Source organism: Vibrio sp. EJY3, from assembly GCF_000241385.1.
Lineage (GTDB): Bacteria > Pseudomonadota > Gammaproteobacteria > Enterobacterales > Vibrionaceae > Vibrio > Vibrio natriegens.
In genome coordinates, this window is record NC_016613.1 from 2,743,254 (window position 1) to 2,767,612 (window position 24,359).

Sequence of the window (24,359 nt, forward strand, 5' to 3'; positions counted from 1 at the left end):
GTGTTCTCTTTGCTTGGAATAACAAAAGGCTAGATATCGCGCAGTTTGAGCATAAAACACCACTTTTCAATGACGTAATAAGCTCCGATTAAACCCACACATAACGTGACATTCATCACATCCATTCCAAAATAAAAAACACTGTTTTATAATCTAACCACCTATAATTTATAAATATGAAAAATATGATTCGCAAACCGTCGTCCAACAGCGCTTGGCTGATTGCTTTTTTTGCTTGCTTTGCAGTGTATCTGTCTTTCACTTGCTATCCGTTCGTGTTGTCTAGCAATCAGAATGAACCGCTAACCTTATTGCAAGGTTATTACTTAGCTTCCACTCAATTGGGGTGGCTAGGTTTGGTTGTTTTCCCATTTATGTTGTTGAGTTTATTGCTCTCTTTTCTACCGACTCGTTTGTTCAAAGGCATCGTTATCGCTATCTCTATCTGCCTTCTGATCATATTCAAAGTCGATATCCTTGTTTTTCAACAATATAAATTCCACATCAATGCTCTATTAATCCGCATGTTTTTTGAGGGTGGTAGCGATGTGTTTGATATTTCCTGGATGAGCTGGCTCATTTTCGGCAGTGAAGTCACCGTGCTTGTACTAGGACTTGCATGTACCGTTTGGCTGAGTAATAAGCTCGCAGAAAGCCGAGCAAAGTTCTTGTTGATCAGTGTGTGGTTTGCCATGTTGCTTAGCACACAAATGATCCATGCGTACAAAAACGCACTTTACGATGATGAAGTCAGTCAGTATTCGAACAACTGGCCGCTTTACTATCCGCTTACTGCTCGTAAATTTATCTACAAACACAACCTTGTTGATGAAAGCATCGCGTCGAAGAACCGGGTGGAGTTATCCAACGTGGAAAGTAGCTCTCTAAACTATCCGCTTGAGCCTGTTCAAGTGCAAAGTAAAAAGACACTCCCAAACGTTTTGTTTATTTTGGTGGATGCTTGGCGCTACAGTGATGCAACTCCTGAAGTCATGCCAAATGTCAGTGAATTCGCTAAACAAACAGTGAGTTTTACTCAACATATGAGCGGTGGTAACTCGACTCAAGCTGGCATCTTTAGCCTATTTTATAGTTTACCTGCCACCTATTGGGAAAGCTTTTACGCGAGCCAACGCTCCCCACTATTTATGGATACACTGCAACAAGAAGGCTACCGCATGGGTATTTTTGGCTCTGCACCATTGACCAGCCCACCGCTTTCTCGCACGGTATTCAAAAAAGTATCCGACTTAATCCTGAAACAGACAGGTGAAACGGCAGTAGAACGAGATAAACAGATCACGGACAAGTTCATCGAGTTCCAAAAGCAGGACAGTGAACAGCCATATTTTGGCTTTCTGTTCTATGATTCTGCACACGGCACATTGTTCCCAGAACCTGAGTTCGCTAAATTCAAACCGTACTGGGAACGCGTCGATCACATTCTTTTAAACAACGATTTTGACGCTTCGCTTTATCACAACCGCTACAAAAACTCGTTGTATTATATTGATAGTTTGATTGGTGAAGTACTGAAGAGCGTCGATTTAGACAACACTATCGTGGTGATTTCTTCTGACCATGGCGAGGAGTTTAACGATCACAAGATGAACTACTGGGGCCATACGGGGAACTACAGTGACGTTCAGGTGCATGTTCCTCTTTACGTATCCATACCCAATCATCAACCTGAGAAAATTGATTACCGTACTACGCATTTTGACGTCGTACCAACCTTGATGAATATGCTGTTTGATGTACAGGGTAAAACAAGCGCCTACAGCGTGGGCCACAACTTACTGGATAGCTCTGCCCCTCGTGATTGGTACATCGCGGGCAGTTACTATAACTATGCTTTGGTCGGAAAAGATTTGATGCTGGTGGTAAATCCAGGCGGTCATTCTCAGCAACTGGACAACCAGTTAAACGTCGAAAAAGAACACCATATTCCGGTTAATATTATTCGTCATTTTCTCGACGAGATGTCGCGTTTTTATAAAAAAGGCTGAGTCCATATTCGCTTCCCTTTAAAAGTAAAAAAGCCTCTAGGCGGTAACACCAAGAGGCTTTTTCATATCTTGCTATTTAGGCGTGATGCGCTTGTATTAAGCGAGGCTGAATCAACAAGTTGTTGATGTATTGTAATGCCACATAAGAGACAACAAATGTCGCCACAATCAGTTCAAGACCCGCTAAGGCTCGCACTTGTTGAACATAATCCGATGCTAAACCTTGTGTCTCCATCCAGTTCGCCATTTTAAACAACGCTGTCGCACCTATCACCATTGGGAAAGTGAACGCTGCATAGCCTGGACTAAATGGCAGTCTGAGTAATTTAAAGAATGCTAGGTAGATGATCGCTGTCATCAATACCGCGATACCAAATAGCATAGCGATGATCACTGGCGATGGCGTCGCAGTGACGGTTAGGTAACCCGCCAAAGACAGGCTCGCTGGCGCAGCCATGATTGCCATCGTTGGTTTCGCTGCATCTGGAATTTCATGGGTAAACATGAAACGGTAAATCATCATCGGTAACATGATCGCATACGCTACCATGCCAAACATCAACGCGCCTTGAGCCACTGGTGCTAAAACCGGATTACCCGAGAACGACACATCTGCAACGATGATGCCTACAGGTGGTACAAACCAGCTTGGAACCATGTGGTGCAATTCAAACTCTTTTGCTCGATGGTAAACAAAACTCACTAAAAACACGATGTGCAGAACAACCGCGACCAGCCAGAGTGCGTCACCCGCAAGCGGTAACCACTGACCTAATGAGTTAGAAACCACCATCGTTCCCATTGCAAATGTTGGTACAACGCTTCCCACGACTGGGTGCGCAAGGTCCTGCCTTAACAATTGATGATGTAGAATGAATTTAATCGCCAAAATGGTCAGCAATACACTGGCAATGCCAGCACTCACCCACTGTCCATAGCCATGTAATTCAGCGAAGTTTTCCCAACTCCAACCCAAACTCGCAATACCAAGTGCTAACCCCGCCATCGGAGTCGGTGCGTCGATTAGTTTTGCTTTTGTTTTCTGAATCATCACAACCTCTATCAGAGCCAGTCTCGATGTGGCTAATAATACGCTTGCACTTCGTTCCAAACTATCTAATTATTTAGAACACACGTTCAGGTTTACTAAACATAATTCTATGGCAAGTCATATTTCTCTTAAACAGCTCAAGGTATTTACCACCATCACTCAGCACAAAACGCTGACGGCCGCCTCTGAGAGCCTCTTCCTTTCTAAAGCGGCGGTAAGTATGGCGCTGTCTGAACTGGAAAAGCAGATCGGTCATCATCTGTTTGATCGGGTCAATAACCGATTGATTCTCAATCAAGAAGGGCAAAAGTTGCTGCCCTTAGCGGATGAGTTATTAAACCGTGCTAAAGATATTGAGAGCATTTTTGAAGGTGATCACGCCCTAACCGGGCAACTACGAATTGGAGCGAGTGATACCATCGGCAATCAAGTCGCTCCTTTTCTCTTAAGCGCATTTCGCCAGCACACCAACCACCGTTCTCAAAGCCTGTTTATCTCAAACTCGGCGCAAATATGTGACAAATTGACCGACTACGAGCTGGATATCGCCCTGATCGAAGGCAAAACACTGCACCCCGAGCTTCAGTCGTCACAATTTAGTGAAGATGAGATGTGCGTGATCTGCTCGCCAGAATATCCCGCAGCGCACGAGGGAATGATGAATCTGGCAGAGCTGGAAAACAGCGAATGGATATTGCGCGAGGCTGGTTCTGGGTCACGTGAGTTCTTTTTGCGTGTCATCGCACCTCGTCTAGAGCACTGGCACGAGGCATTTCAGCTCAATACCACTGAAGCGCTTATCAACTCCGTATCTGCAGGTTTAGGGCTTGGCTGTTTGTCACGTTTATCAGCCGATCCGGCAATTCGCGAAGGCCGCGTAAAGGTTCTTGAAATGCCGCTGGATATGAAACGTCGGTTCTGGCTATTAGTGCACAAAGAAAAATATCAAAGTCCCCTGCTAAAAACCTTTATCGAGTTTTGCCAGAGTTGGCAGTCTCCCGTAAATAATAAATAGTTCAATAGCTGGTCAGTTAGCTCTACTCGCTTCGCACTCTTAACTCACCAGGCTTTACTGCTCTAGACTTAGCTGGTTAAAAACTGTATAAAAAGCCAGTATCAATTCACCAAATTAGGGGACTAACCATGGCTGTAATAGTCAAGTACGTGGTAGAACGCAATGGAGAAGAGAAAATGACTTTTACCTCTAAAGCGGAAGCTGACGCATATGACAAAATGCTGGATATGGCGGACGAGCTATTCTCTCTGCTAGGTAAGAGTGAACTTCTTGAAGAGGAAGATAAGCAGGAAGATCTTGCCATGTTCCTTGCGCAAAACAAAGAAGAAGTGCTTTATGCTTTAGGTGCAAAACGTAGACCTGCACCCAAGAAAGCGAAGAAACTTGAAGCTGTCGAAGAAGACAAAAACGAAGACGCCGCATAAGATTGCCAAGCTTTTCAAAAACGCTGCATATTGTGGCGTTTTTTTATGCCTGTAGACCGCAGATGAAACATGTAAACAAGGCCTCATTTGCTCTAAATTAAAATATTCAATACGCATTTAGTTTAGTAAAAACACCCACCTAAAACTTCTTTCCTAGGCTGAAATCATCCCTTTTAGTTGAGTAACTGCACTCCAAAATTGTGACATCCTGCCCATTAATTGATATGACTCGAAATTCGCACCCACAACCTCCAATGGCGATAAGTAATTGTTGTTGCTAATTAATTAGCGATACAAAATATCGACACTTTTCAGAGAGGTGAAATTATGTACAAATTTAGTTCTTTGGTTATTGCGTTATTTTTGGTCGGCTGCGGAGGTGGTGGTAGTGGTGGTGATAGCAGCGGTAATATTCGCGTGTTCAGCCCACAGCCGACGGTCGATATTGTCGGTCATACGATGTTGCCATTAACCGCACATATCGCATTTGATTCAAAAGGAGTGACCGCACAACAGATCCATGTGGGTGTTGCTTCAGAAAGTCCTCTGGTGAAAAACGCTGAGATTGTGTTTACTTCTGAAACTGGCGGGATACTAAAGATTGACTTAGAGCCTGGCTACAAAGCAGGCAATGGCACAACCCAGCATCAGATTTCTATGCTGGCCTGCTTTGATGAGTATTGTAATGAGCATGTTCCTGGCTCTCCAATTAACGCAATGATTAACTATAGTGTCGAGCTTAACGAACAGGCGATCCTGTTAGAAAACGAGACGATCCACTACCACGCGGCAACCAACGCTCTCGTGGATAATAATCTCAAGCAGCGCACCATCCGTCTTCGCGGTAACCATGGCGATCAGCTCAAGCTATCACGTTCAGACGGTGAAGTGCGGGTCAACCAGCTGTCTCTGACACCAAAAGCCTATGATGAATACGCTGCTTTAATTGACTTAAAGTTGCCACATAACCTCGCTGTTGGCGATTATAGTGGAGATTTAGAACTCAATGTATGTTACGACGAGCAATGTGACTACCCTGTAGCAGGTAGCCCACTTCAGGTGCCAATGGACTTTGTGATTGAAGCACCAACACAAGCCTTAAGTAACGCGCTAGCGGTAAACGAACGCTTGAAGTTCGGGTATGAAGTGTTACAAGCGGCTTACGTTCCAGGCTTAAATCTGTTAGTAATGACTTCAAAATCACCAGCTAGTCAGCTGCATGTATATGATTTAGCAACGGGAAAGACACACAGCTTTAGCCTTTCTAACCAGCCTGTTTCTCTAACTGTTGATACTCTTGCCAAGCAAGGTCGCATTGTTGTCGCGACGGAATATCAAGCTGAAGTATTTGATTTTAATTCCGCAGATTTAGCGACGCCAACCCGCCAACAGATCTCGACGAGTTATAATTCTCCAAGCATTGCAGTGCGTCGTGATGATCTATTCGCTGCGGGTTCAAACCTAGAAGTGATCGATATTTCCACGAAAAGTAGTGAGATCTCTGAAGGAGTCTATTGGTATTCCCCCGATATTAAACTGGGTAGTAACGGGGACGTATTGTTAGGCTTAGAGGCCAATCTTTCGCCACAAAGTTTTACTGGCGTATTCGTTGAGTCAGGGCAATGGAACTTGCAGAACACCGAAGATGAGTATCATGGAGACCATTCACATGGAGGGATATTCTGGTTTGATAAAGCAGGTGAATACTATATCGACGGCAACGGCAACTACTATACGCTAAAAGATGGCACTCACTTAGATCTGAAGTGGGCTGGTCAACTTCCGTTATCTGAATTGAGTGACACGTACAAGCCATCCATCACTGCGTTTATTGATACAGGCAGTGAGTATGTAATTGCTGAAGGTGAGCAAAGTCGCCAGCTCCGTGTGATTGACAAAGCGAGCAACACGGTAATTGAGACTTTTGCTGCAACTAATCGTGAAGGTTCATGGGGGGCAGGTGAAGAGCATATTCAGTTTGCCTTTGTCGCTGATGGCGGAGAAATCTACATGATTAAATCACTGAATGACTACACGACTAGTTGGGAATATGCGCAACCTGAACTGGTCAGGGTTAAGTAATTCCCATCTTCTGGATGGATAATATCCGAGTAATTTGTTAGTTCACGAAGCCAAGTCTTTTTGACTTGGCTTGTTTCATTTCAGAGCCTTGGACTTCTTATTGTTCAAGCGAGATGCTGCGTTTAGGTCACATTTCTCATCAGACAGACATATCTCTTAAAAGACAAAAGGTATCCATCTACGGACTTTCTGTATTTCACCTCTTTAAACTCCCCAACAGTGTCTTTATGATGACTATCAACTGATACCAATCAGTAGTAAATAACCGGTCGTTCTAGCTTGTTAAAATGCGTGATAACTGCGTTAAAAATTTTGATTGTAGAGTAACAACTCATCAAAAAATTTTTGCCTTGTCCTTAAGCATTTTTCCAGCGCAATCTCTGAACCCTTATTTACTGTGATTGGCATAATTAATTTCTTGTCAGCGAACGACGAGACCAGACTCAACAGACGGAGATCAACTATGGCTTTCTTTTCTCTAGCCTTTGGTACGGCAACTAAAAACCGTGACGGTAAAATCATCGAAGCGTTTTTTCCTAACCCAGTTCTTAACCCAAGCGACGAGCTAGTAAACGCGCTAGCGGCAGTAGCTGGATACGAGCAAGGCAACCAAGCTATCGAGATCTCTGCAGCACAAAGCGCAGAACTTGCAGCAGCTTTCGAAGCGAACGGCGATGCTGCAAACGCATCTTTCGCAACTAAAGCAGCAGAATCTGCACAACCACTTGTTTTGGTTATCCTAGCTTCTGACGAGCAGCCACAATCTGTTGCTGAAGGTTTCCTAAAGCTACAACTTATCTCTAACCGTCTGGTTAAGCCACACGGCACCGTTCTGGATGGCATCTTCGGTCTGCTACACAACATCGCATGGACAAACGAAGGCCCAATCGACCTGCCTGAACTGGCAGATCGTCAAATCGAAGCTCGTCTGGCTGGCCGCACGTTAAGCGTAGACTGTGTCGACAAGTTCCCTAAAATGGTCGACTACGTGGTACCAACTGGTATTCGTATCGCTGACACATCTCGTGTACGTCTTGGCGCACACGTGGGCGAAGGTACAACGGTTATGCACGAAGGTTTCATCAACTTCAACGCAGGTACAACAGGCGTGAGCATGGTTGAAGGCCGTATTTCTGCTGGTGTTGTGGTAGGCAACGGTTCAGATATCGGTGGTGGTGCATCTATCATGGGTACACTATCAGGTGGCGGTACTGTGGTTGTTTCTATCGGTGAAAACTCACTACTAGGCGCGAACGCGGGTCTTGGCTTCCCACTAGGCGACCGCTGTACTCTTGAGTCAGGCCTTTACGTGACGGCTGGTACTAAAGTTCGTATGCTGGATAAAGAAGGTAACGAAGTAGAAATCGTTAAAGCTCGCGACCTTGCTGGCGTCTCTGACCTGCTATTCCGTCGTAACTCTCAAACGGGTCAGGTTGAGTGTCTTGCAAACAAGAGCGCGGTTGAACTGAACAGCGAACTGCACTCAAACAACTAATTTTTTGAATTAGAATAAAAAATCCCCCAGCCGGAAACGGTTGGGGGATTTTTGTTTCTGTTACTTTGCGATATCCGTTACTTATTCAAGAAACTTACCGCTTTGTCTGGGAAATCTGTAAACAAACCATCGACTTTCACCTGATTGTAGAAGACATCCATCATGCCTTCGAAGCTATCGGTGTAAGCAGGAATACGACCCGGATCGGCACGGAAAGTATAAGGATGCACCTGTAAACCGGCATCTTTTGCTGCTTTCATCAGAGGTTTGATAATGATGTTGTCTTGGGTTGATTTATCATCCACCAGCATCGGTTTCCAAGGGCCAATCCCCTCTGCATAATCGGCGACTTTCTTCATACCACCCGCCTCGAACATCCAATCGTAGTCATATGGCGTTGCAGTATCGCCCTTGTAGACCATAGTTTCATTCCAGTCGGTGTAGGCCATCAGCTGAACAAGCTTTAGATCCATCCCCATTTCTGGCATCAACTCGCTGTTGATACGTTGAAGTTCGTTGGCGTCAAAACACTGCAGATACACGTTGTCGTCTTGCGAATCATAGCCATACTGTTTCAAAACTTTCAGAACCGCTTTTGAAATGTCTTTCCCTTCATGACGGTGGAACCAAGGTGCTTTGATTTCCGGGTAGATACCGATATCGTAACCCAAAGTTTTGTTGAGCCCCTGAATTAACTCGATTTCTTCAGCAAACGTAGGGACAGTAAAATCAGATTTCCACATTGGGAATCGAGTTGGATACCCTGCAACCTTATTACCGTTGTCATCGATATTGAACCCTTCTGTCACTCGCAAAGATTTTATTTCTGCCAGAGTAAAGTCAATCGCGTAGTAACGGCCATCTTTACGTGCGCGATCGGGAAAACGCTCTGCAACATCGGTAACTCGGTCTAGGTAATGGTCATGCAATACCACCAACTGATCATCTTTGGTCATCACGACATCTTGTTCGATGTAATCTGGTTTCATGGCATAAGCAAGCGCTTTGGCTTCTAACGTATGCTCTGGTAGATAACCGGAGGCGCCTCGGTGAGCAATCACTAGTGGTTTGGCAATCGCTCCGGCCGATAAGCTCAGAGCTAAGAATGTTAGACATACTGACGTTGTTTTCATTGATATTTCCTTGATAAAGCGAAGAGGCAGTATTCCACTGCCTCTTTAAATAAATATTACGCTACTGCTTCCTTTTCGCGCGCTTTCTGATCGTGATGTGCGCGTTCGCCTAAAAATGCATAAGTCAAACACATAATAGAAGTGATACATGAGCCGATTAGGATGATAAAACCGCCATCCCAACCAAAGTGGTCAACCGTGTAACCAAGAATGGCGTTTGCTGCCACGGCACCACCTAAGTAACCGAACAATCCTGTCAGACCCGCCGCTGTGCCTGCTGCTTTCTTCGGCGCTAACTCAAGAGCGTACAAACCAATCAACATGACAGGGCCATAAATCAAGAAGCCAATCGCAATCAAAGCCAGCATGTCTACCGTCGGATTGCCTGCTGGATTGAACCAGTAAACCAAAACCGCAACAGTCACAAGAGCCATAAACAGAATACCCGCAGGAGCACGACGACCTTTGAATATCTTGTCTGAAATCCAACCACACAATAGCGTGCCAGGGATACCCGCCCACTCATACAGGAAGTAAGCCCACGACGATTTGTCTACCGAGAAATCCTTCGCTTCTTTTAGGTATACCGGTGCCCAGTCCAACACGCCGTAGCGAATCAAATAAACAAACGCATTGGCAATCGCGATCGACCATAACAGCTTGTTGTTGAACACATACTTGAAGAAAATTTCCTTCGCCGTCATTTCCTGTTCGTGAGATTTATCGTAATCATCTGGGTAGTCATCTTTGTACTCTTCAATCGAAGGAAGACCACAAGATTGAGGAGTATCTCGAACCGTCATCCAGATAAAGACCGCGACCAACGTGGCAAAAAAAGCAGGAACGTAAAATGCGGTACGCCAGTCGTCGTTAAAAGCCCAAAGACCAAGGATAAATAGTGGCCCGATCAAACCGCCACCCACGTTATGGGCAACGTTCCAAACCGAAACAATCTCACCACGCTCTTTACGTGACCACCAGTGAACCATGGTTCGCCCACAAGCTGGCCATCCCATACCTTGGAACCAACCGTTTAAAAACAGCAGAATAAACATCGCGGTTACACTGCCCGTCGCCCAAGGCATAAAACCAAAGCAGAACATGACAAGCGCAGACATCAACAAACCGCCACTGAGGAAGTAACGAGGGTTAGAACGGTCAGAAACACTGCCCATCAGGAACTTAGACAGTCCATATGCGATAGATACGGCCGCAAGCGCAACCCCGAGATCACCACGGCTAAAGCCCTGTTCAATTAGGTACGGCATCGCCAAACTAAAGTTTTTTCGGACCAGATAATAGCCCGCATAGCCGACAAAAATACCAATGAAAAGTTGCCAACGTAGACGAGAGTAGGTGCTATCAATGCTGTCCGGGGATAGACGATCGATGTGCGCCTTAGGTTTGAATATTCCAAACATAGGAACCTCATTATTTATAATGCGATGGTAAGAAACCCAAAAAAACGAAAGCAAACAAACATTCGTTCGAAACTCATCGCATTGTATGAAGTTAAAACTCTATTTCTGTGACAAATGTTGTATAAGAATTAAATTGTAGTAAATACAGTCAATTAGAATTCATTAGTTAGAACTTCGTTCAACTTTACGCATATTTCGTTAATGTTGTGGATGTTTGAAAAAGAGCATTCTCTCACCAAATCGCGAAATTAATCCGACGAACACAAAGTGACTAACGTGATAGCACCTCCCCAATGGCGCAGCATAAATTAGACGCGAGTTTAGACAAAACTGGGCTTCTGCGAGCACGTATCCCGGTCTAAAACGGGAATGCCGCTTACTCCCCCCCTTTAATAGAGCCCGTATAACTCCTTATAAGATCTAACTATTTAGGGTTACTTATTATGCTAAACCAGTGCAACAAATCACCTTTCACGCAGCAGCCTCACAAAACTCCTCTTACCAGTTTCCTATTCCTGTACGCATCGGTAACATGAATGAAGCATCACACCTTAAACTTCAAAAAATGATGATCGGTAAGTTTCTTTTATGATTAAAAGATGCGCTATTTAACAAAAATTAAGAGTTTGATTAACATTTTTATGCTCAAACGCTCAAATTCAACGCTCGTTTGTTTTCGAAAGATTATTTATATGCACAATACTACCGTGCTAGATAAGCAAAATTAACTAAAGGACTCTTACCATGACAACCAACAAACACCCTTCTCTGTTCGGAGAATGTTTGGCCGAATTTATCGGTACAGGATTACTTATATTCTTCGGCGTTGGCTGCGTCGCAGCCCTAGTGTTAACTGGCGCATCTTTTGGACAGTGGGAAATCAGCATAGTATGGGGCTTAGGTGTGACCATCGCTATTTACTGTACAGCCGGCGTTTCAGGTGCTCACATTAACCCAGCGGTGACCATTGCTCTTGCCATGTTCCATGGCTTCGATAAAGCAAAAGTATTGCCATACATCATCGCTCAATTACTTGGCGCGTTTTGTTCCGCAGCTTTGGTCTACAGCTTGTACGCCAACCTCTTTACTGATTATGAAATCGCACACAATTTCGTTCGTAGTAGCCAAGAGGCCTTAGCAACAGCGGGAATTTTCTCTACCTACCCAAATGCTTCTCTTTCTTTCATGGGAGCTTTTGCTGTCGAATTCGTTATTACTGCGGTATTAATGTTTGCGATTCTTGCTCTGGGTGATGAAAGCAACGGTGCGTCTCGCGGCGCAATGAACCCACTATTGATTGGTATTCTTATTGCTGTTATTGGTGGTTCACTTGGCCCACTAACCGGCTTTGCGATGAACCCAGCTCGTGACTTTGGACCAAAACTGTTCGCCTACGTTGCTGGCTGGGATTATGCACTGACTGGCGCGAAAGATATCCCTTACTTTATTGTCCCAATTCTCGCCCCAATCGCAGGTGCTTGCTTTGGTGGTTGGCTATATCCAAAAGCGATTGCAGCTTATCTTCCACAACAAGGTCACGGCTGTACGATCCCGAATCAGTGTGACACAGAAGAAACAGAACAAGCTCGCGCTTAAAACCGACTTAACCCGAACATTTACTAAAATATAAATAACGAAATAAAAGGATTCTTACCATGACTGAGCAAAAATACATTGTTGCCCTAGACCAAGGTACGACAAGCTCTCGCGCAGTAATTCTTGATCACGACGCGAATATCGTCAGCGTCGCTCAGCGCGAATTTACTCAGATTTATCCGCAAGCAGGTTGGGTTGAGCACGATCCAATGGAAATCTGGGCAACACAAAGTTCAACCTTAGTTGAAGCTTTAGCTAAGTCAGGCATCCGAAGCGATCAATTAGCGGCTATTGGCATCACAAACCAACGTGAAACAACGATCGTCTGGAACAAAGAAACAGGCAAACCGGTTTACAACGCTATCGTCTGGCAATGTCGACGCACCGCAGAAATTTGCGAAGACTTAAAACGCCGCGGCTTAGAAGACTACGTACGTGATAACACAGGCTTAGTGCTTGACCCTTACTTCTCTGGTACCAAAGTGAAGTGGATTCTTGATAACGTCGAAGGTGCCCGCGAAGATGCCGAAGCAGGAAAACTGTTATTTGGTACGGTTGATACCTGGCTGGTGTGGAAAATGACACAAGGCCGCGTACACGTAACTGATTACACCAACGCTTCACGTACGATGCTATTTAATATCAATGACCTATGCTGGGACCAAAAGCTGTTGGATGAGTTGGGTATTCCTGCGTCAATGATGCCTGAAGTAAAACGTTCATCTGAAATCTATGGCAAAACCAACATTGGTGGTAAAGGTGGTACGCGTATTCCTATTGCTGGTATTGCTGGTGACCAACAAGCTGCGCTATACGGCCAGATGTGTGTTGAAGCGGGTCAGGCAAAGAACACCTACGGTACAGGTTGCTTCTTGTTGATGAATACTGGTCAGGAAAAAGTGACCTCTACACACGGCCTGCTGACAACACTGGCATGTGGCCCGAAAGGTGAACCGGCATACGCACTCGAAGGCGCGGTGTTCATGGGCGGAGCGTCTATTCAGTGGCTACGTGACGAGCTTAAGATTCTTAATGGCGCAGAAGACTCTGAATACTTCGCAACAAAAGTAGACACATCCAATGGTGTGTACGTCGTACCAGCCTTTACTGGCCTTGGCGCACCATACTGGGATGCGTACGCACGAGGAACCATTGTTGGCTTAACTCGAGGCGTTAACTCAAACCATATTATTCGTGCAACTTTGGAAGGCATCGCTTACCAAACCCGTGACGTATTGGATGCAATGCAAGCCGACTCTGGAATCCAGTTGGCTAACCTAAGAGTTGACGGCGGCGCAGTAGCAAACAACTTCTTGATGCAATTCCAGTCTGACGTGCTAAATACGCAAGTACTTCGCCCTGAAGTCACTGAAGTAACCGCTCTGGGCGCAGCTTACCTGGCAGGCTTGGCGGTAGGATATTGGGATAGCCTCGATGAACTGCAAGGTAAAGCGGTAATTGATCGTACATTTGAACCTCATGATGATGAAGAGAAACGTAATCGTCGCTACAAAGGCTGGAAGCGTGCAGTGAAATGTGCTCAAACCTGGTCAGAACTTCACGACGAAGACGATTAATCCCTACCAACACGAACAAAGAGCGCCATTCGAGCGCTCTTTTTGCGTCTTATCCCCGATTCCTTGATCGCTTTACTTCTCACAACGCGCAAATTCGAGCACAATATCTCCAAATTACTCAATATATTTCGAATGTTAAGCATTGGGAGCTAGCTACCCGTGCACAATGGAGTCGTAAGTGAAGCAAATACCTAGACACCAGCAGATTGTCGAGTTGGTGAAAAAACAAGGCTATGTCAGCACGGATGAGTTGGTCGAACGATTCAATGTCAGCCCACAAACCATCCGACGCGATCTCAATGAACTCGCCGACGATAACAGAATTCGTCGCTATCACGGTGGCGCCACCATCCCTCTCAGCTCGGAAAATACCTCTTACAACACGCGTAAGGCACTTAACTTCAACGAAAAAGATGTGATTGCAGAAGAGGTGGTCAAACACATACCTGATGGCGCGACGCTCTTTATCGATATCGGAACGACGCCGGAAGCCGTTGCACGTGCACTCAATAAAAACCACAAACAACTTCGAGTGGTCACTAACAACATCAACGTTGCGACCATTCTTTACCCTAACCCAGAAATCAAAGTGATACTGGCTGGCGGCGAAGTTCGTAACCGCGATGGTGGTATTGTCGGTGAAGCCACTCTGGACTTCGTAAAACAATTCCGCCTCGATTTCGGTATTCTCGGAATCAGTGGTATTGATTTCGATGGTTCACTGCTGGACTTCGATTACCATGAAGTACGAGTAAAGCAGGTTATCATCGATAACAGTCGCAGCGTATTTCTGGCCGTAGACCACACTAAGTTTGGCCGCAATGCGATGGTGAAACTGGGCAATATCGCTCAGTTAAACATGATATTTACCAATAAGCAGCCACCTGAAGAAATTCTGTCTATTTTAAAAGAAGCCTCCATCCCTCTTGAAGTTGTCGACGCAAACGGGGCGACAGACGAAGAAAATAAATAATTCGCTCAAACTTGAACCTTTAAATGACCTCTGCCTTACTTAGACAGAGGTTTTTTTGTGCCCAAATCACACAAAACGCTCAAAAACGAAAATAACAGATGACCACAAACGAAACCTAAGATAGGATTAAACCATGTTCTAAAATGCTCGTTCGCTCACCAAAGAGGTCAAATTTATGAGTATACAAAAAAATGCTTCCACAACTGACTCATCCACTCCTTTAGACTTGATCATTATCGGTGGCGGCATTAACGGGGCTGGTATCGCTGCTGATGCTGCAGGCCGTGGATTAAGTGTTGGTTTGTATGAAGCTAACGACTTTGCATCTGCAACCTCTTCAGCAAGCTCCAAACTTATTCATGGTGGATTACGCTACCTTGAACACTACGAGTTTCGTTTAGTTTCGGAAGCGCTCGCAGAACGTGAAGTAATCCTTCGCAAAGCACCTCATGTTGCGTTACCTATGCGTTTCCGTTTACCTCATCGTCCATTTTTACGTCCAGCGTGGATGATCCGCTGTGGTTTGTTCCTTTACGATAACTTGGGTAAACGCACTACGCTCCCAGGCAGCAAGACCGTTAATCTGGCAAAGTCTGGCTTATTAAAACCAGAGATAAAAACAGGTTTCGAATACTCCGACTGCTGGGTAGATGATGCTCGCTTAGTTCTACTTAACGTTCTCGCAGCACGTGAAAACCATGCAGAAGTTCGTAACTACTGCCGAGTAGAAAAAGCGCATCGCGAAAGCGGCATCTGGCATGTCACAATCCACGACACAATGACGGATCAACGTTTTGAACGTAAAGCGAAAGCACTGGTTAACGCTGCGGGACCGTGGGTAAAACAGTTCTTTGATGAAGGACTAGAGCAAGCTTCTCCACGTAATATTCGTTTGATCAAAGGTTCGCACATTGTTGTTCCTCGTATCCACAACGAACCTCAGGCTTATATTCTGCAAAACAAAGACAACCGCATCGTGTTTATGATCCCGTACTTAGATAAGTTCTCAATCGTCGGTACCACAGATGTCGAATACAAAGGCGACCCACGAGAAGTTGCGATCTCTGATGACGAAGTCGATTATCTGATCGACATTGTTAACCAGCACTTCGTCCACCAGCTATCGCGCGAAGATGTGGTGTGGACATACAGCGGTGTACGCCCACTGTGCGATGATGAGTCAGACTCGCCACAGGCGATCACGCGAGACTACACGTTGGAACTCGATGCGGAATTCGATCAGGCTCCATTACTTTCGGTTTTCGGCGGTAAACTAACGACTTACCGAAAACTGGGTGAAGCGGCGATGAAAAAGCTGGCGCCATTCCTGCCACAAATGGGCGGTAACTGGACAGCAAACCAAGCTCTGCCGGGCGGTAACTTCAGCTGTAGTCGCGAACAACTGGCGAAACAGATCCACGCCAAGTACGCCTGGGCATCAGAAGCGCTTATTTTGCGTTACGTCACTCAGTTTGGAACACAAACGTGGGAGCTAATGAAGGGAGCGACAAGTGAAGCCGATTTAGGCCAAGCTTTCTCTACACAAGCCGGTGGCGTATATCAGCGTGAAATTGACTACTTGATGAACCATGAAATGGCCCTGACTGACGAAGACATTTTATGGCGTCGTACCAAGCTCGGGCTCTACATGAGCGACGAAGAAAAGCTATCTCTTGCAGAATACTTAAAAGAAAAGTTACAACAGAAAGTCGTGAACCTCTCACAAGTGGGCTAATGACTCCAATCCCGTGACCAAGCCTGCTTCGTGCAGGCTTTGTTGTTTTAGCGCTTTCGGAAATTTTTCGTAGACTTTTCGCTAAAAATGCAATCATACTCATTCAATAGACTGCAAGTAATCTCATGATAAGGAAAAGAATATGGGGTTTATGATTGAGCATTGGGATTTTTCAACGCCAATAGCAACTCAAGAAGCAACGACATCACAAGAAATCAAAGCGAAACATTGGTACCACTGCGAAAGACTTCATCCAGATATTCGTGGCTGGCTGGAGCACAATCAAGTGCCTAAAGCGACCGTCGATCATTTACTCGCCGATGAAAGTCGCCCCTCTTTTCACCCTCTGGACGACGAAAACTTCATGTTGATTCTGCGTGGCATCAATATGAATGAGAATGCGTCTCCAGAAGATATGCTTAGTATTCGGATTTTATATTTCCAAGGTGCGTTGATTTCAACACGGAAAATCCCTTCGCGTGCGATTATGGAAATCCGCCAGGCCTTGGCTGAACAGAAGGGACCAAAGAGTTTGGCAAGCCTGCTTAATCAAATCATCGAAGGCTTAAACGGGAAGATTGATCTTTATCTGGATACGATTGAAGAAACTCTCAATCATTTCGACGTGAACGATGAGTCCACCTATAAGCATATCTCCGCTCAAAAGGCGCTTATTTCCATCAAACGCTTTATACGTCCGCAGCAATATGCGATCCGTGATTTGCTTGAATCAAGCTCCGATCTCGTAGTTTCCAGGCCCCACCAGTACCGATTTGCGCACAACAATATTACACGCATAAACGAAACCATCGACTTTTATCTGGGCGAAGTGGCATTGTTCCAGGAAGAGATTAAGCACAATCGCGATGAAAAAACCAATAAGAACAGTTATCTATTTACACTGGTTGCCACTATTTTCTTACCGACCAGTTTCTTAACTGGGCTACTGGGTATTAATATCGGCGGCATGCCTGGCGTGGACTCTGCAACTGCCTTCACTTGGTTCTGCGTAGCATTAATTATTATATTTGCTCTGGAGTGGCTGCTGTTAAAACGCTTCGGGTTAACTAACAAAAGCGACGACGAATAGTTTCGCGAAGATACAATAAAGAGGAGATGTGCTCTCCTCTTTTTTACGCTGTAGCTTTATCCTGGATGACCGTCGGCACGCGGGGTAACCAGTATAAAACCAAATCGCCATACAAACATGCCAAATGCTAATATCCACAATCCGCCGCTGATATCTATCCACAACATCATTCTGGCAGGGTCGAAAATCACAGCAAAACTACGAACCACGGCTGCGGCAATAACGGCAGCGAAGGCGATACTCATATTCGGTCCTTTGTAAATCATACGCCCCGTATGCCCCATGGTGACACGCGAAATCATCGCTAATATCAAACCGCCTAAAGCACCTATCGCGAATAAGTGAATCAGGTTATGAGCCGCAAAGGCATCATCCCAAGCACCACGTAAGATCAAGCTCAATGGCAAACACAAATACGCCGCATGCAGCGACCAAACGAGAGGCTCACTTAAGGTTAGCCATGGCTTCCAACGTAAGAAGCGAGCAAGTTGAGCTAAACCGGCAAACACCATTAAAGGTTGGCCAAGTTGAGAAAAAGTTACAGGGAAGAAGCTTAAGATAAACAACATTACCAAAGGAAGGTTTGCCAGCCAATCAAGCCATACCAAAGGTTGCGCTTTTTCGAAATTAAAACGGCGGGCAGTAAAGAACGGAATGACCCGTGCACCCATTACTGACAATAACAAGGTAAACCACCACAGCATAGCGTGCCAAACCGCTGAAGAGGAAAATGGTGGCATGCCCTTCACCGTCGCGTAGCTGGCAAAGTTAGCAAAGATCGCCAATAAGAACAGTGGGACAAAAAACAGATTTCTCCACCCTTTAGAGCGGTATACTCGGATCCCTACTTCATAAGCGACAAACAATAAAAATAACGCTTCGATAGTACTCGTTAACCACAAAGGGATTGGCGTCCAGAGTAAAATTCTGGGCGCAAGCCACAAGGCAAAAATAGCCAACAGTGTGTAATGTTTGGTGCCATTTATTCCCGTCCAGTTTTGTACCGCAGTTAACACAAAGCCAGCGACGATCGCCATTGAAAAACCAAATAACATTTCATGCACATGCCACCAAAGAGCAGGAACGCGAAGTGCACTGGGCTGTCCGGTCTGGAACATCCACACCCACAAGGCAATCGCGACGATGGCATAGATAGCGCCAAATAGGAAAAACGGTCGAAACCCTAAACGCAGCCATGCAGGGATTTTTTCTTCCACTTTTTTATCGGTGATATTCAGCATTTTTTGGCCCTCAAGCTTGTTTCGATGCAGGTTGAATGATCGGATCATTCTTGCCAGCCCAGATATTTTCAGCGACAAAATGGATACTACCATAAACATACATTAAAAATACATGTTAATGAGAAGACTATACTTTGGGGGTAAAGTTTGTGCTTCTACGAAGGGTTAGGTATAAAGAAAGGCGGTTCGCAATTAAGTAAGGGACGTAAACAGATGTACATATTCGGCTATGGCAGCTTGATTAATTCCGCTTCTCGAAAGTTGACAGGACAAACAGGCGCGGCGATTCCAGTCATCGCACACGGATTAGTTCGTTATTGGGGCAAAATCGATGAAAGTTACACCTTGTCCCCGCTGGTCGTGAACGAAGGACAAGGACAGGTCAACGGCGTGCTACTTGAAGTCAATGATGAAGCTTTAGCAGAATTCGATCGTCGCGAACGTGGCTATCACCGTATTCAGCTTAGTCCCGATCAAATTGAAACAGACCAACCATTTAATCCCGATCACGCTATTTGGGTTTATGTAAAGGACGAGCCACTGCCACCTTGCTCTAACAGCCCGATAATGCAAAGCTACGTTGATACCGTTTTGGCTGGTTGTCTGGAGGTTTCCCACTCTTTTGCCGAACACTTTGTTAGGCATACCGTGGGTTGGCAACACGCGAAAGAGAATGATCGTCATCAACCGAAATACGGAAACCTCGCAGGTGTTCATGACCATCATTATGAGCTGATTGATGCGTTGATCGAAAAAGGAGCCTAAAGGCTCCTTTTTAGTATTCAGTTAGTTTTAGATTAGAACTTGTAATCTACGCCAACATAAACGCTGTCGAAATCGAAATCGAGTTCGCCACCGCCTTCAACATCAATCGTTACTGAAGAAACACGGTAACCGCCAGAAACAATAACACCTGAATCAAATTCATAGCCTACTTCAGCGCCGTAGTTAAAACCCACATCACTGCCGTCAGTTTTGCCATTTGCATCCAAAATGTTTGAAGCTACTTCGAAGTCAACACCAATTATACCAAGGCCAGCTAGCGCACCGATGTAAAAACCAGACTCAGAGAATTGGTACTTAGGTTTAGCATTCAAGTTAAAAGCGTAACCATCAATAGAAACCTTTACCCAGTCACCCATGGAAGATTCTTTCTTCTCGAAGCTACCGTAGCTAACGTACTCAGCTTCCAAAGCCAGTTTGAAGTTTTCTGAGTATTGCACTTCGCTACCTAAAACGATGCCCAAACCCGTCACCGAATCATCAGAAGAGATCCCTTCAACTTCAAGATCAGAATTAAGAACATCAACACCAACATACCAGTTATCATTTGCTTGAACTGACGCTGACGCAACCACTGCACCTAGAACCAATAGTGGTATTACTTTTTTCATTATAATTTCCTATACCTTTCATGTATTTAAACGATTTCAAAAAGCGCAGGGATTATAATTACAGTGAAGCTTATTCATATTGATAGATGAATAAAATGCGACGCAATACATAAATATGGTTGATATAAATATTACCTATTTAAACGTACTTCCTAAACAAGCGTCGTGCCTTCAAAAGTCAGTAACACGCGTTCAGATTCATCATGCATTTCTAAAATAACAATATGTATTCCGACGTCTCACTACTCACCTAGACAAAGTCTGAGTAAGAGCTGTTTTCCATGATAAAACACTCTTTAAAACTTTAATAAAAGGTATAACGTTTACACTAACAGTAAACTTAATAAAAACAGGTGGTAAAGATCTCATTTCCAACTGCAAACTCTCTATTGAATTGAACTGATTACACTATGGGTGTTTAATACTTTCAGTCAAATGTTCTCGCCCATAAAGGTCAAATATGGCAACCATCAAAGATGTTGCAAAAGAAGCTGGTGTATCCGTTGCTACCGTCTCTCGCGTAATCAATAAATCGCCAAAAGCGAGCCAAAACTCCATTGATGCTGTAACACAGGCTATGAGTAAATTAGGCTACCGCCCTAATGCCGCTGCCCGAGCATTGGTAAGCCAGAGTACAAATACTATTGGTGTACTGGTAGGTGATGTATCCGATCCTTTTTTTGGTACGTTAGTAAAGTCCGTTGATAACGTTGCACGTGAAAATGGTAAGCACATCCTGATTGGCAATGGTTACCATAATGCAGACGATGAACGCCGCGCTCTGGATTTATTAGCGAACAGCCGATGCGACGCTCTTGTCATTCACGCCAAAGGGCTTTCTGACGAGGAACTCATCGCCTATGCCAAAGAAGTCAAAGGATTGGTACTGATCAATCGTCATATTCCCGAGCTGGCCGAACGCTGCATTTCTCTCGATAACCGCAAAGGTGCCTTCTTAGCCACTGAATATTTGATTCGTCACGGACATCGTAAGATCGCCTGTATCGCCTCTTCTCATGACATCGAAGATACCGATGAGCGCTTACAAGGTTATCAAAGTGCACTAAAAGAACATGGTATTGAGTTGTCAAAAAGCTACGTCGAATATGGCGAACCTAACAGTGATGGTGGCGAAGTAGCAATGACCAACCTGTTGACTAAGTCTCTCGAAATAACAGGAGTTGTGGCCTATAACGACTACATGGCAGCGGGCGCTTTAGCGACATTGGAGCAAAACGGTATTGATGTGCCGCAACAAGTCTCTATGGTGGGATTTGATGACGGACTCATTGCTCGCTTTGTCCATCCAGGCTTAACTACCATCCGCTACCCTATTGAAATGATGGCTGAACGCGCTACTCGTTTAGCATTAGCGCTTTCTCGTAACGAAAAAGTTGAAGATGAGACGATCATTTTTAGCCCTACGTTAGTTCGCAGGGATTCTGTGGCAAAAGTATAAATTATCAACAACAGTTGACCACACGTGATTAAGAGCGCAGCTGCCTTAGTAAGAAAAAGTGGGCTAACTACCACCCTAGGTAAGTCGCTGTTCATCTCGTCTAGGACACCAATGATCAACGACTTAGTTAAGCTGGTAATCGCCCACCCAAAACGCTATCTATAAATTCAAACTAATAAACAGTTTGCTGCTGATAGCAACCCCCAGAGCTCAACACCCCACTGTTGAGCCCCCATTTGGTTTATTTGGTCTTCCCAAATACCGAATACTGTGTTTCCAAATCCAGTTCATCGAGTACCGTTTTTTTAAACGGTGTGCTCTGCATGACCATCAGCCCAACACGGGCATAGTTGAAAAAGAACTGGCTAAATTCTAGCAACCAATATCGATCGAAATCCGTGATCAACCTCTAATCATGTAAACGTTTCCACATGATTATTGAATTGATTAAGTTGATCAATTAAACACCGTTGATGAAAAACAAGGGGCTCTATACTGGGGAGAAAAGTCATTAAGGTAGATGGTCAAATGAAATGGAAAAAGAAAACAGTGAGGAAAATTTGTTTCTGCATAACCCACTGTTTAAAATAGCGGTATTACTGCTTTCTCATCGAGATCGCGCGTTGTGTCTACGGGAATGGTACATGGCAAAATTAAAAGACGTTGCAAGCGAGGCTGGTGTATCACTTGCGACGGTATCGCGTGTTTTAAATAATGATCCGACATTAAATGTAAAACAAGAAACCAAACGTCGGATCTTAGAGATTGCAGAAAAACTCGAATATCGCTCCAAAAGTTCAAAAGGCTCGGCCGTAAAAAGCACCCAGCGGCATCATTTCTTAGCCCTTTATAATTACCGACAAGAACTCGAAAGTAGTGATCCTTACTACTTGTCGATTCGTCATGGTATTGAAAGCCAATGCGAGAAGCTCGGTATTACCCTCACCAACTGCTACAACAATGAGTTGGAAACCGATACTCAGAAAATCACAGGTATCCTTCTTGTTGGCGATATAGAGCAAAGGATTATCAATAAGTTACCTAAGCGTTTAGAAAGCTTTATTTGCTGCATCGATGTCTCTGAACAAGATAATCCATATGATTGCGTAAGTGCCGATCTCGAGCGGATAAGCAAACAAGTCGTCGACTTTTATGACAATCAGGACTATCAGAGAATTGGCTTTATAGGCGGTCAAAGCCAAACAGATTCGACTGATAGCCGAAAGACTGCATTTGTCGAATACGCCAGCCTAAGAGGTTTAGTTTCAGAATCGGATATCTATTGCGGCGACGGTTCAAGCCAGTCCGGCTATGACTTAGGCACAGAGATGTTGGCTAAAGGAGATATTCCTACTGCCATATTTGTCACCTCAGACACGATTGCAATCGGGATTTTACGCGCTATCCATGAGTGCGGACTGCACATTCCAAACGACATTGCTGTGATCAGTATGAACGACATTCCAACCGCTAGTTTTACCTTCCCTCCACTATCAACGGTACGTATCCACTCTGAAATGATGGGGACTCAAGGGGTTAACTTATTGGTGGAAAAGTACCGTGATGATCGTAAGTTACCTCTTAAAGTCTATGTTCCTAGCGAGATAATTTTACGTAACACGACCAAAACAGGGTAAACGTTATCACTGAGAAGTAATCGTTTCTGCTACCAACTTTCTCAACCAGATACCTTTCTCATCATTTTCGCGACTGGTGTGCCATATCATAGAAATCTCAAAATCCGCCACTGAAATAGGTGGTTGAATCGTTACTAAATCATCTGAAAAACCTTCAGACAGCGCCATCTTTTCCGGCACAATCGCTATAAGATCTCGCTGTTTAAGTAAGTGACGAATAGTAAGAAAGTTACGTGATGCCACGGTGACCTGGCGGCTCAAACCATGCTCCGCGAGCTTTTGGTCTACTTGTGTCTTTAAGCTGCCATCAGGACTGACTAATGCTTGTTTGATATTGGCAAACTCAACGACAGATAACGCTGACTTACCGTTCAACACCTTCTTATCACATAAACATACATGTTTCTCGGTATAGAGGTACTGGCTACAATAGTCCTCTTCAGAAGCAGGTATGCTACCAATCACAAGATCTAACTTATCGCGCTCGGTTCGTTGCATGTAATTACTTCGATCAACATTAATAAAGCTGATTTTCGCGTCAGATGCCTGCCTATGAATTTCATCATAGATAGCTGGCGCAAAAATGAATTCAGCGTAATCCGTTAAACCAATGCGACACACACCCGAGTAACTCTGTGGCTGAAACTCAGATTTAGTCAGTAGGTCTTTTGTTATGGAGTCCAGAAGATTATGTACGATTGGAGCAATATTGTGAGCATGTTCTGTTGGCTCCATTTTGTGTCCTTTACGCTCGAAAAGAGGATCATCAAAAAGTAACCGTAAACGAGATAGACTATAGCTCATTGCAGATTGGCTCACATAGCTATTCTCAGCCGCTAAACTGACACTTCGATAGCGATATAAGTAAGAAAATGTCACCAACAGATTCAAATCAATGTTGCGCCATTGAACGTCGTCTTTCACTAGATTCCCTGTCCTATTTTATTCATAAATTAAATTCAGATTATCAATTTGAGTCATTTTAAACCACTCGCTAAATTAACAACATAAAAATTCTATTTAGAT

The 24,359-nt window shown here is 44.5% G+C and carries 19 protein-coding genes; 13 read left to right on the top strand and 6 right to left on the bottom strand.

Features of this window, described 5'->3' with window-relative positions:
* The first annotated feature begins 185 nt into the window (after positions 1–185).
* Positions 186–2,009: a DUF3413 domain-containing protein gene (locus tag VEJY3_RS12370; RefSeq protein ID WP_014232817.1), complete on the top strand. Its 1,824-nt coding sequence runs from the start codon at positions 186–188 to the stop codon at positions 2,007–2,009.
* A 76-nt stretch (positions 2,010–2,085) separates the two neighbouring features.
* Here VEJY3_RS12370 and VEJY3_RS12375 read toward each other — a convergent pair whose 3' ends face one another.
* Positions 2,086–3,060 carry a TDT family transporter gene (locus VEJY3_RS12375; protein WP_014232818.1) on the bottom strand — a complete coding sequence of 325 codons (975 nt, stop codon included), beginning with the start codon at positions 3,058–3,060 and terminating at the stop codon, positions 2,086–2,088.
* A gap of 109 nt (positions 3,061–3,169) precedes the next feature.
* Between VEJY3_RS12375 and VEJY3_RS12380 the strand changes: the two genes are divergently transcribed.
* The 4 genes from VEJY3_RS12380 to dapD all read left to right on the top strand — a co-directional run bounded on the left by VEJY3_RS12380 (position 3,170) and on the right by dapD (position 8,077).
* A complete protein-coding gene (locus VEJY3_RS12380) occupies positions 3,170–4,075 on the top strand; it encodes a LysR substrate-binding domain-containing protein (RefSeq protein WP_014232819.1) in 906 nt (301 codons plus the stop codon).
* A gap of 128 nt (positions 4,076–4,203) precedes the next feature.
* Entirely contained in the window at positions 4,204–4,500 is a 297-nt protein-coding gene (locus VEJY3_RS12385) for a YebG family protein (RefSeq protein ID WP_014232820.1), read from the top strand.
* A gap of 327 nt (positions 4,501–4,827) precedes the next feature.
* On the top strand, positions 4,828–6,582 hold the full coding sequence (locus tag VEJY3_RS12390; protein ID WP_014232821.1) for a PKD domain-containing protein: 1,755 nt from the start codon (positions 4,828–4,830) through the stop codon (positions 6,580–6,582).
* A gap of 463 nt (positions 6,583–7,045) precedes the next feature.
* Complete coding sequence (gene dapD / locus VEJY3_RS12395; RefSeq protein ID WP_014232822.1) at positions 7,046–8,077, top strand: 2,3,4,5-tetrahydropyridine-2,6-dicarboxylate N-succinyltransferase; 1,032 nt, start codon at positions 7,046–7,048, stop codon at positions 8,075–8,077.
* Between the two features lie 77 nt (positions 8,078–8,154).
* On the opposite strand, the gene glpQ is transcribed toward dapD, so the two are convergent.
* Both glpQ and glpT read right to left on the bottom strand, forming a co-directional pair.
* Positions 8,155–9,210: a glycerophosphodiester phosphodiesterase gene (gene glpQ, locus VEJY3_RS12400; protein ID WP_014232823.1), complete on the bottom strand. Its 1,056-nt coding sequence runs from the start codon at positions 9,208–9,210 to the stop codon at positions 8,155–8,157.
* Between the two features lie 56 nt (positions 9,211–9,266).
* The gene (gene glpT, locus VEJY3_RS12405; protein ID WP_014232824.1) at positions 9,267–10,631 is read right to left on the bottom strand and encodes a glycerol-3-phosphate transporter; all 1,365 of its coding nucleotides are present in this window, start codon (positions 10,629–10,631) and stop codon (positions 9,267–9,269) included.
* Positions 10,632–11,375: 744 nt separating this feature from the next.
* Here glpT and VEJY3_RS12410 point away from each other — a divergent pair.
* From VEJY3_RS12410 to VEJY3_RS12430, 5 genes are all read left to right on the top strand, one after another.
* Entirely contained in the window at positions 11,376–12,227 is an 852-nt protein-coding gene (locus VEJY3_RS12410) for an MIP/aquaporin family protein (RefSeq protein ID WP_014232825.1), read from the top strand.
* A gap of 59 nt (positions 12,228–12,286) precedes the next feature.
* Positions 12,287–13,804 carry a glycerol kinase GlpK gene (gene glpK / locus VEJY3_RS12415; RefSeq protein WP_014232826.1) on the top strand — a complete coding sequence of 506 codons (1,518 nt, stop codon included), beginning with the start codon at positions 12,287–12,289 and terminating at the stop codon, positions 13,802–13,804.
* A 178-nt stretch (positions 13,805–13,982) separates the two neighbouring features.
* Positions 13,983–14,777 carry a DeoR/GlpR family transcriptional regulator gene (locus VEJY3_RS12420; RefSeq protein ID WP_014232827.1) on the top strand — a complete coding sequence of 265 codons (795 nt, stop codon included), beginning with the start codon at positions 13,983–13,985 and terminating at the stop codon, positions 14,775–14,777.
* A 175-nt stretch (positions 14,778–14,952) separates the two neighbouring features.
* Positions 14,953–16,512: a glycerol-3-phosphate dehydrogenase gene (gene glpD, locus VEJY3_RS12425; protein WP_014232828.1), complete on the top strand. Its 1,560-nt coding sequence runs from the start codon at positions 14,953–14,955 to the stop codon at positions 16,510–16,512.
* Positions 16,513–16,654: 142 nt separating this feature from the next.
* Positions 16,655–17,602, top strand: coding sequence for a CorA family divalent cation transporter (locus VEJY3_RS12430; protein WP_014232829.1), 948 nt, complete (start codon positions 16,655–16,657; stop codon positions 17,600–17,602).
* A gap of 56 nt (positions 17,603–17,658) precedes the next feature.
* Here VEJY3_RS12430 and VEJY3_RS12435 read toward each other — a convergent pair whose 3' ends face one another.
* Positions 17,659–18,843, bottom strand: coding sequence for an NnrS family protein (locus tag VEJY3_RS12435; protein WP_014232830.1), 1,185 nt, complete (start codon positions 18,841–18,843; stop codon positions 17,659–17,661).
* Positions 18,844–19,056: 213 nt separating this feature from the next.
* Between VEJY3_RS12435 and VEJY3_RS12440 the strand changes: the two genes are divergently transcribed.
* Complete coding sequence (locus VEJY3_RS12440) at positions 19,057–19,608, top strand: gamma-glutamylcyclotransferase family protein (protein ID WP_014232831.1); 552 nt, start codon at positions 19,057–19,059, stop codon at positions 19,606–19,608.
* A gap of 32 nt (positions 19,609–19,640) precedes the next feature.
* Here the strand turns inward: VEJY3_RS12440 and VEJY3_RS12445 are convergent, their stop codons facing one another.
* On the bottom strand, positions 19,641–20,237 hold the full coding sequence (locus VEJY3_RS12445; protein ID WP_014232832.1) for an outer membrane beta-barrel protein: 597 nt from the start codon (positions 20,235–20,237) through the stop codon (positions 19,641–19,643).
* A gap of 460 nt (positions 20,238–20,697) precedes the next feature.
* On the opposite strand from VEJY3_RS12445, the gene VEJY3_RS12450 reads away from it, so the two are divergent.
* On the top strand, positions 20,698–21,696 hold the full coding sequence (locus tag VEJY3_RS12450) for a substrate-binding domain-containing protein (RefSeq protein ID WP_014232833.1): 999 nt from the start codon (positions 20,698–20,700) through the stop codon (positions 21,694–21,696).
* A 644-nt stretch (positions 21,697–22,340) separates the two neighbouring features.
* Positions 22,341–23,333 (top strand): transcriptional regulator EbgR, encoded by a 993-nt coding sequence (ebgR, locus tag VEJY3_RS12455; RefSeq protein ID WP_014232834.1) that lies wholly within the window; start codon positions 22,341–22,343, stop codon positions 23,331–23,333.
* Between the two features lie 6 nt (positions 23,334–23,339).
* On the opposite strand, the gene VEJY3_RS12460 is transcribed toward ebgR, so the two are convergent.
* Positions 23,340–24,257 (bottom strand): LysR family transcriptional regulator, encoded by a 918-nt coding sequence (locus tag VEJY3_RS12460; protein ID WP_014232835.1) that lies wholly within the window; start codon positions 24,255–24,257, stop codon positions 23,340–23,342.
* Positions 24,258–24,359: the final 102 nt, after the last annotated feature.

Excerpts from the sequence above, each read along its gene's own strand:
- VEJY3_RS12370 (WP_014232817.1), top strand. The coding sequence starts at position 186 with ATGATTCGCAAACCGTCGTCCAACAGCGCTTGGCTGATTGCTTTTTTT.
- VEJY3_RS12375 (WP_014232818.1), bottom strand. The coding sequence starts at position 3,060 with ATGATTCAGAAAACAAAAGCAAAACTAATCGACGCACCGACTCCGATG.
- VEJY3_RS12380 (WP_014232819.1), top strand. The coding sequence starts at position 3,170 with ATGGCAAGTCATATTTCTCTTAAACAGCTCAAGGTATTTACCACCATC.
- VEJY3_RS12385 (WP_014232820.1), top strand. The coding sequence starts at position 4,204 with ATGGCTGTAATAGTCAAGTACGTGGTAGAACGCAATGGAGAAGAGAAA.
- VEJY3_RS12390 (WP_014232821.1), top strand. The coding sequence starts at position 4,828 with ATGTACAAATTTAGTTCTTTGGTTATTGCGTTATTTTTGGTCGGCTGC.
- dapD (WP_014232822.1), top strand. The coding sequence starts at position 7,046 with ATGGCTTTCTTTTCTCTAGCCTTTGGTACGGCAACTAAAAACCGTGAC.
- glpQ (WP_014232823.1), bottom strand. The coding sequence starts at position 9,210 with ATGAAAACAACGTCAGTATGTCTAACATTCTTAGCTCTGAGCTTATCG.
- glpT (WP_014232824.1), bottom strand. The coding sequence starts at position 10,631 with ATGTTTGGAATATTCAAACCTAAGGCGCACATCGATCGTCTATCCCCG.
- VEJY3_RS12410 (WP_014232825.1), top strand. The coding sequence starts at position 11,376 with ATGACAACCAACAAACACCCTTCTCTGTTCGGAGAATGTTTGGCCGAA.
- glpK (WP_014232826.1), top strand. The coding sequence starts at position 12,287 with ATGACTGAGCAAAAATACATTGTTGCCCTAGACCAAGGTACGACAAGC.
- glpD (WP_014232828.1), top strand. The coding sequence starts at position 14,953 with ATGAGTATACAAAAAAATGCTTCCACAACTGACTCATCCACTCCTTTA.
- VEJY3_RS12430 (WP_014232829.1), top strand. The coding sequence starts at position 16,655 with ATGGGGTTTATGATTGAGCATTGGGATTTTTCAACGCCAATAGCAACT.
- VEJY3_RS12435 (WP_014232830.1), bottom strand. The coding sequence starts at position 18,843 with ATGCTGAATATCACCGATAAAAAAGTGGAAGAAAAAATCCCTGCATGG.
- VEJY3_RS12440 (WP_014232831.1), top strand. The coding sequence starts at position 19,057 with ATGTACATATTCGGCTATGGCAGCTTGATTAATTCCGCTTCTCGAAAG.
- VEJY3_RS12445 (WP_014232832.1), bottom strand. The coding sequence starts at position 20,237 with ATGAAAAAAGTAATACCACTATTGGTTCTAGGTGCAGTGGTTGCGTCA.
- VEJY3_RS12450 (WP_014232833.1), top strand. The coding sequence starts at position 20,698 with ATGGCAACCATCAAAGATGTTGCAAAAGAAGCTGGTGTATCCGTTGCT.
- ebgR (WP_014232834.1), top strand. The coding sequence starts at position 22,341 with ATGGCAAAATTAAAAGACGTTGCAAGCGAGGCTGGTGTATCACTTGCG.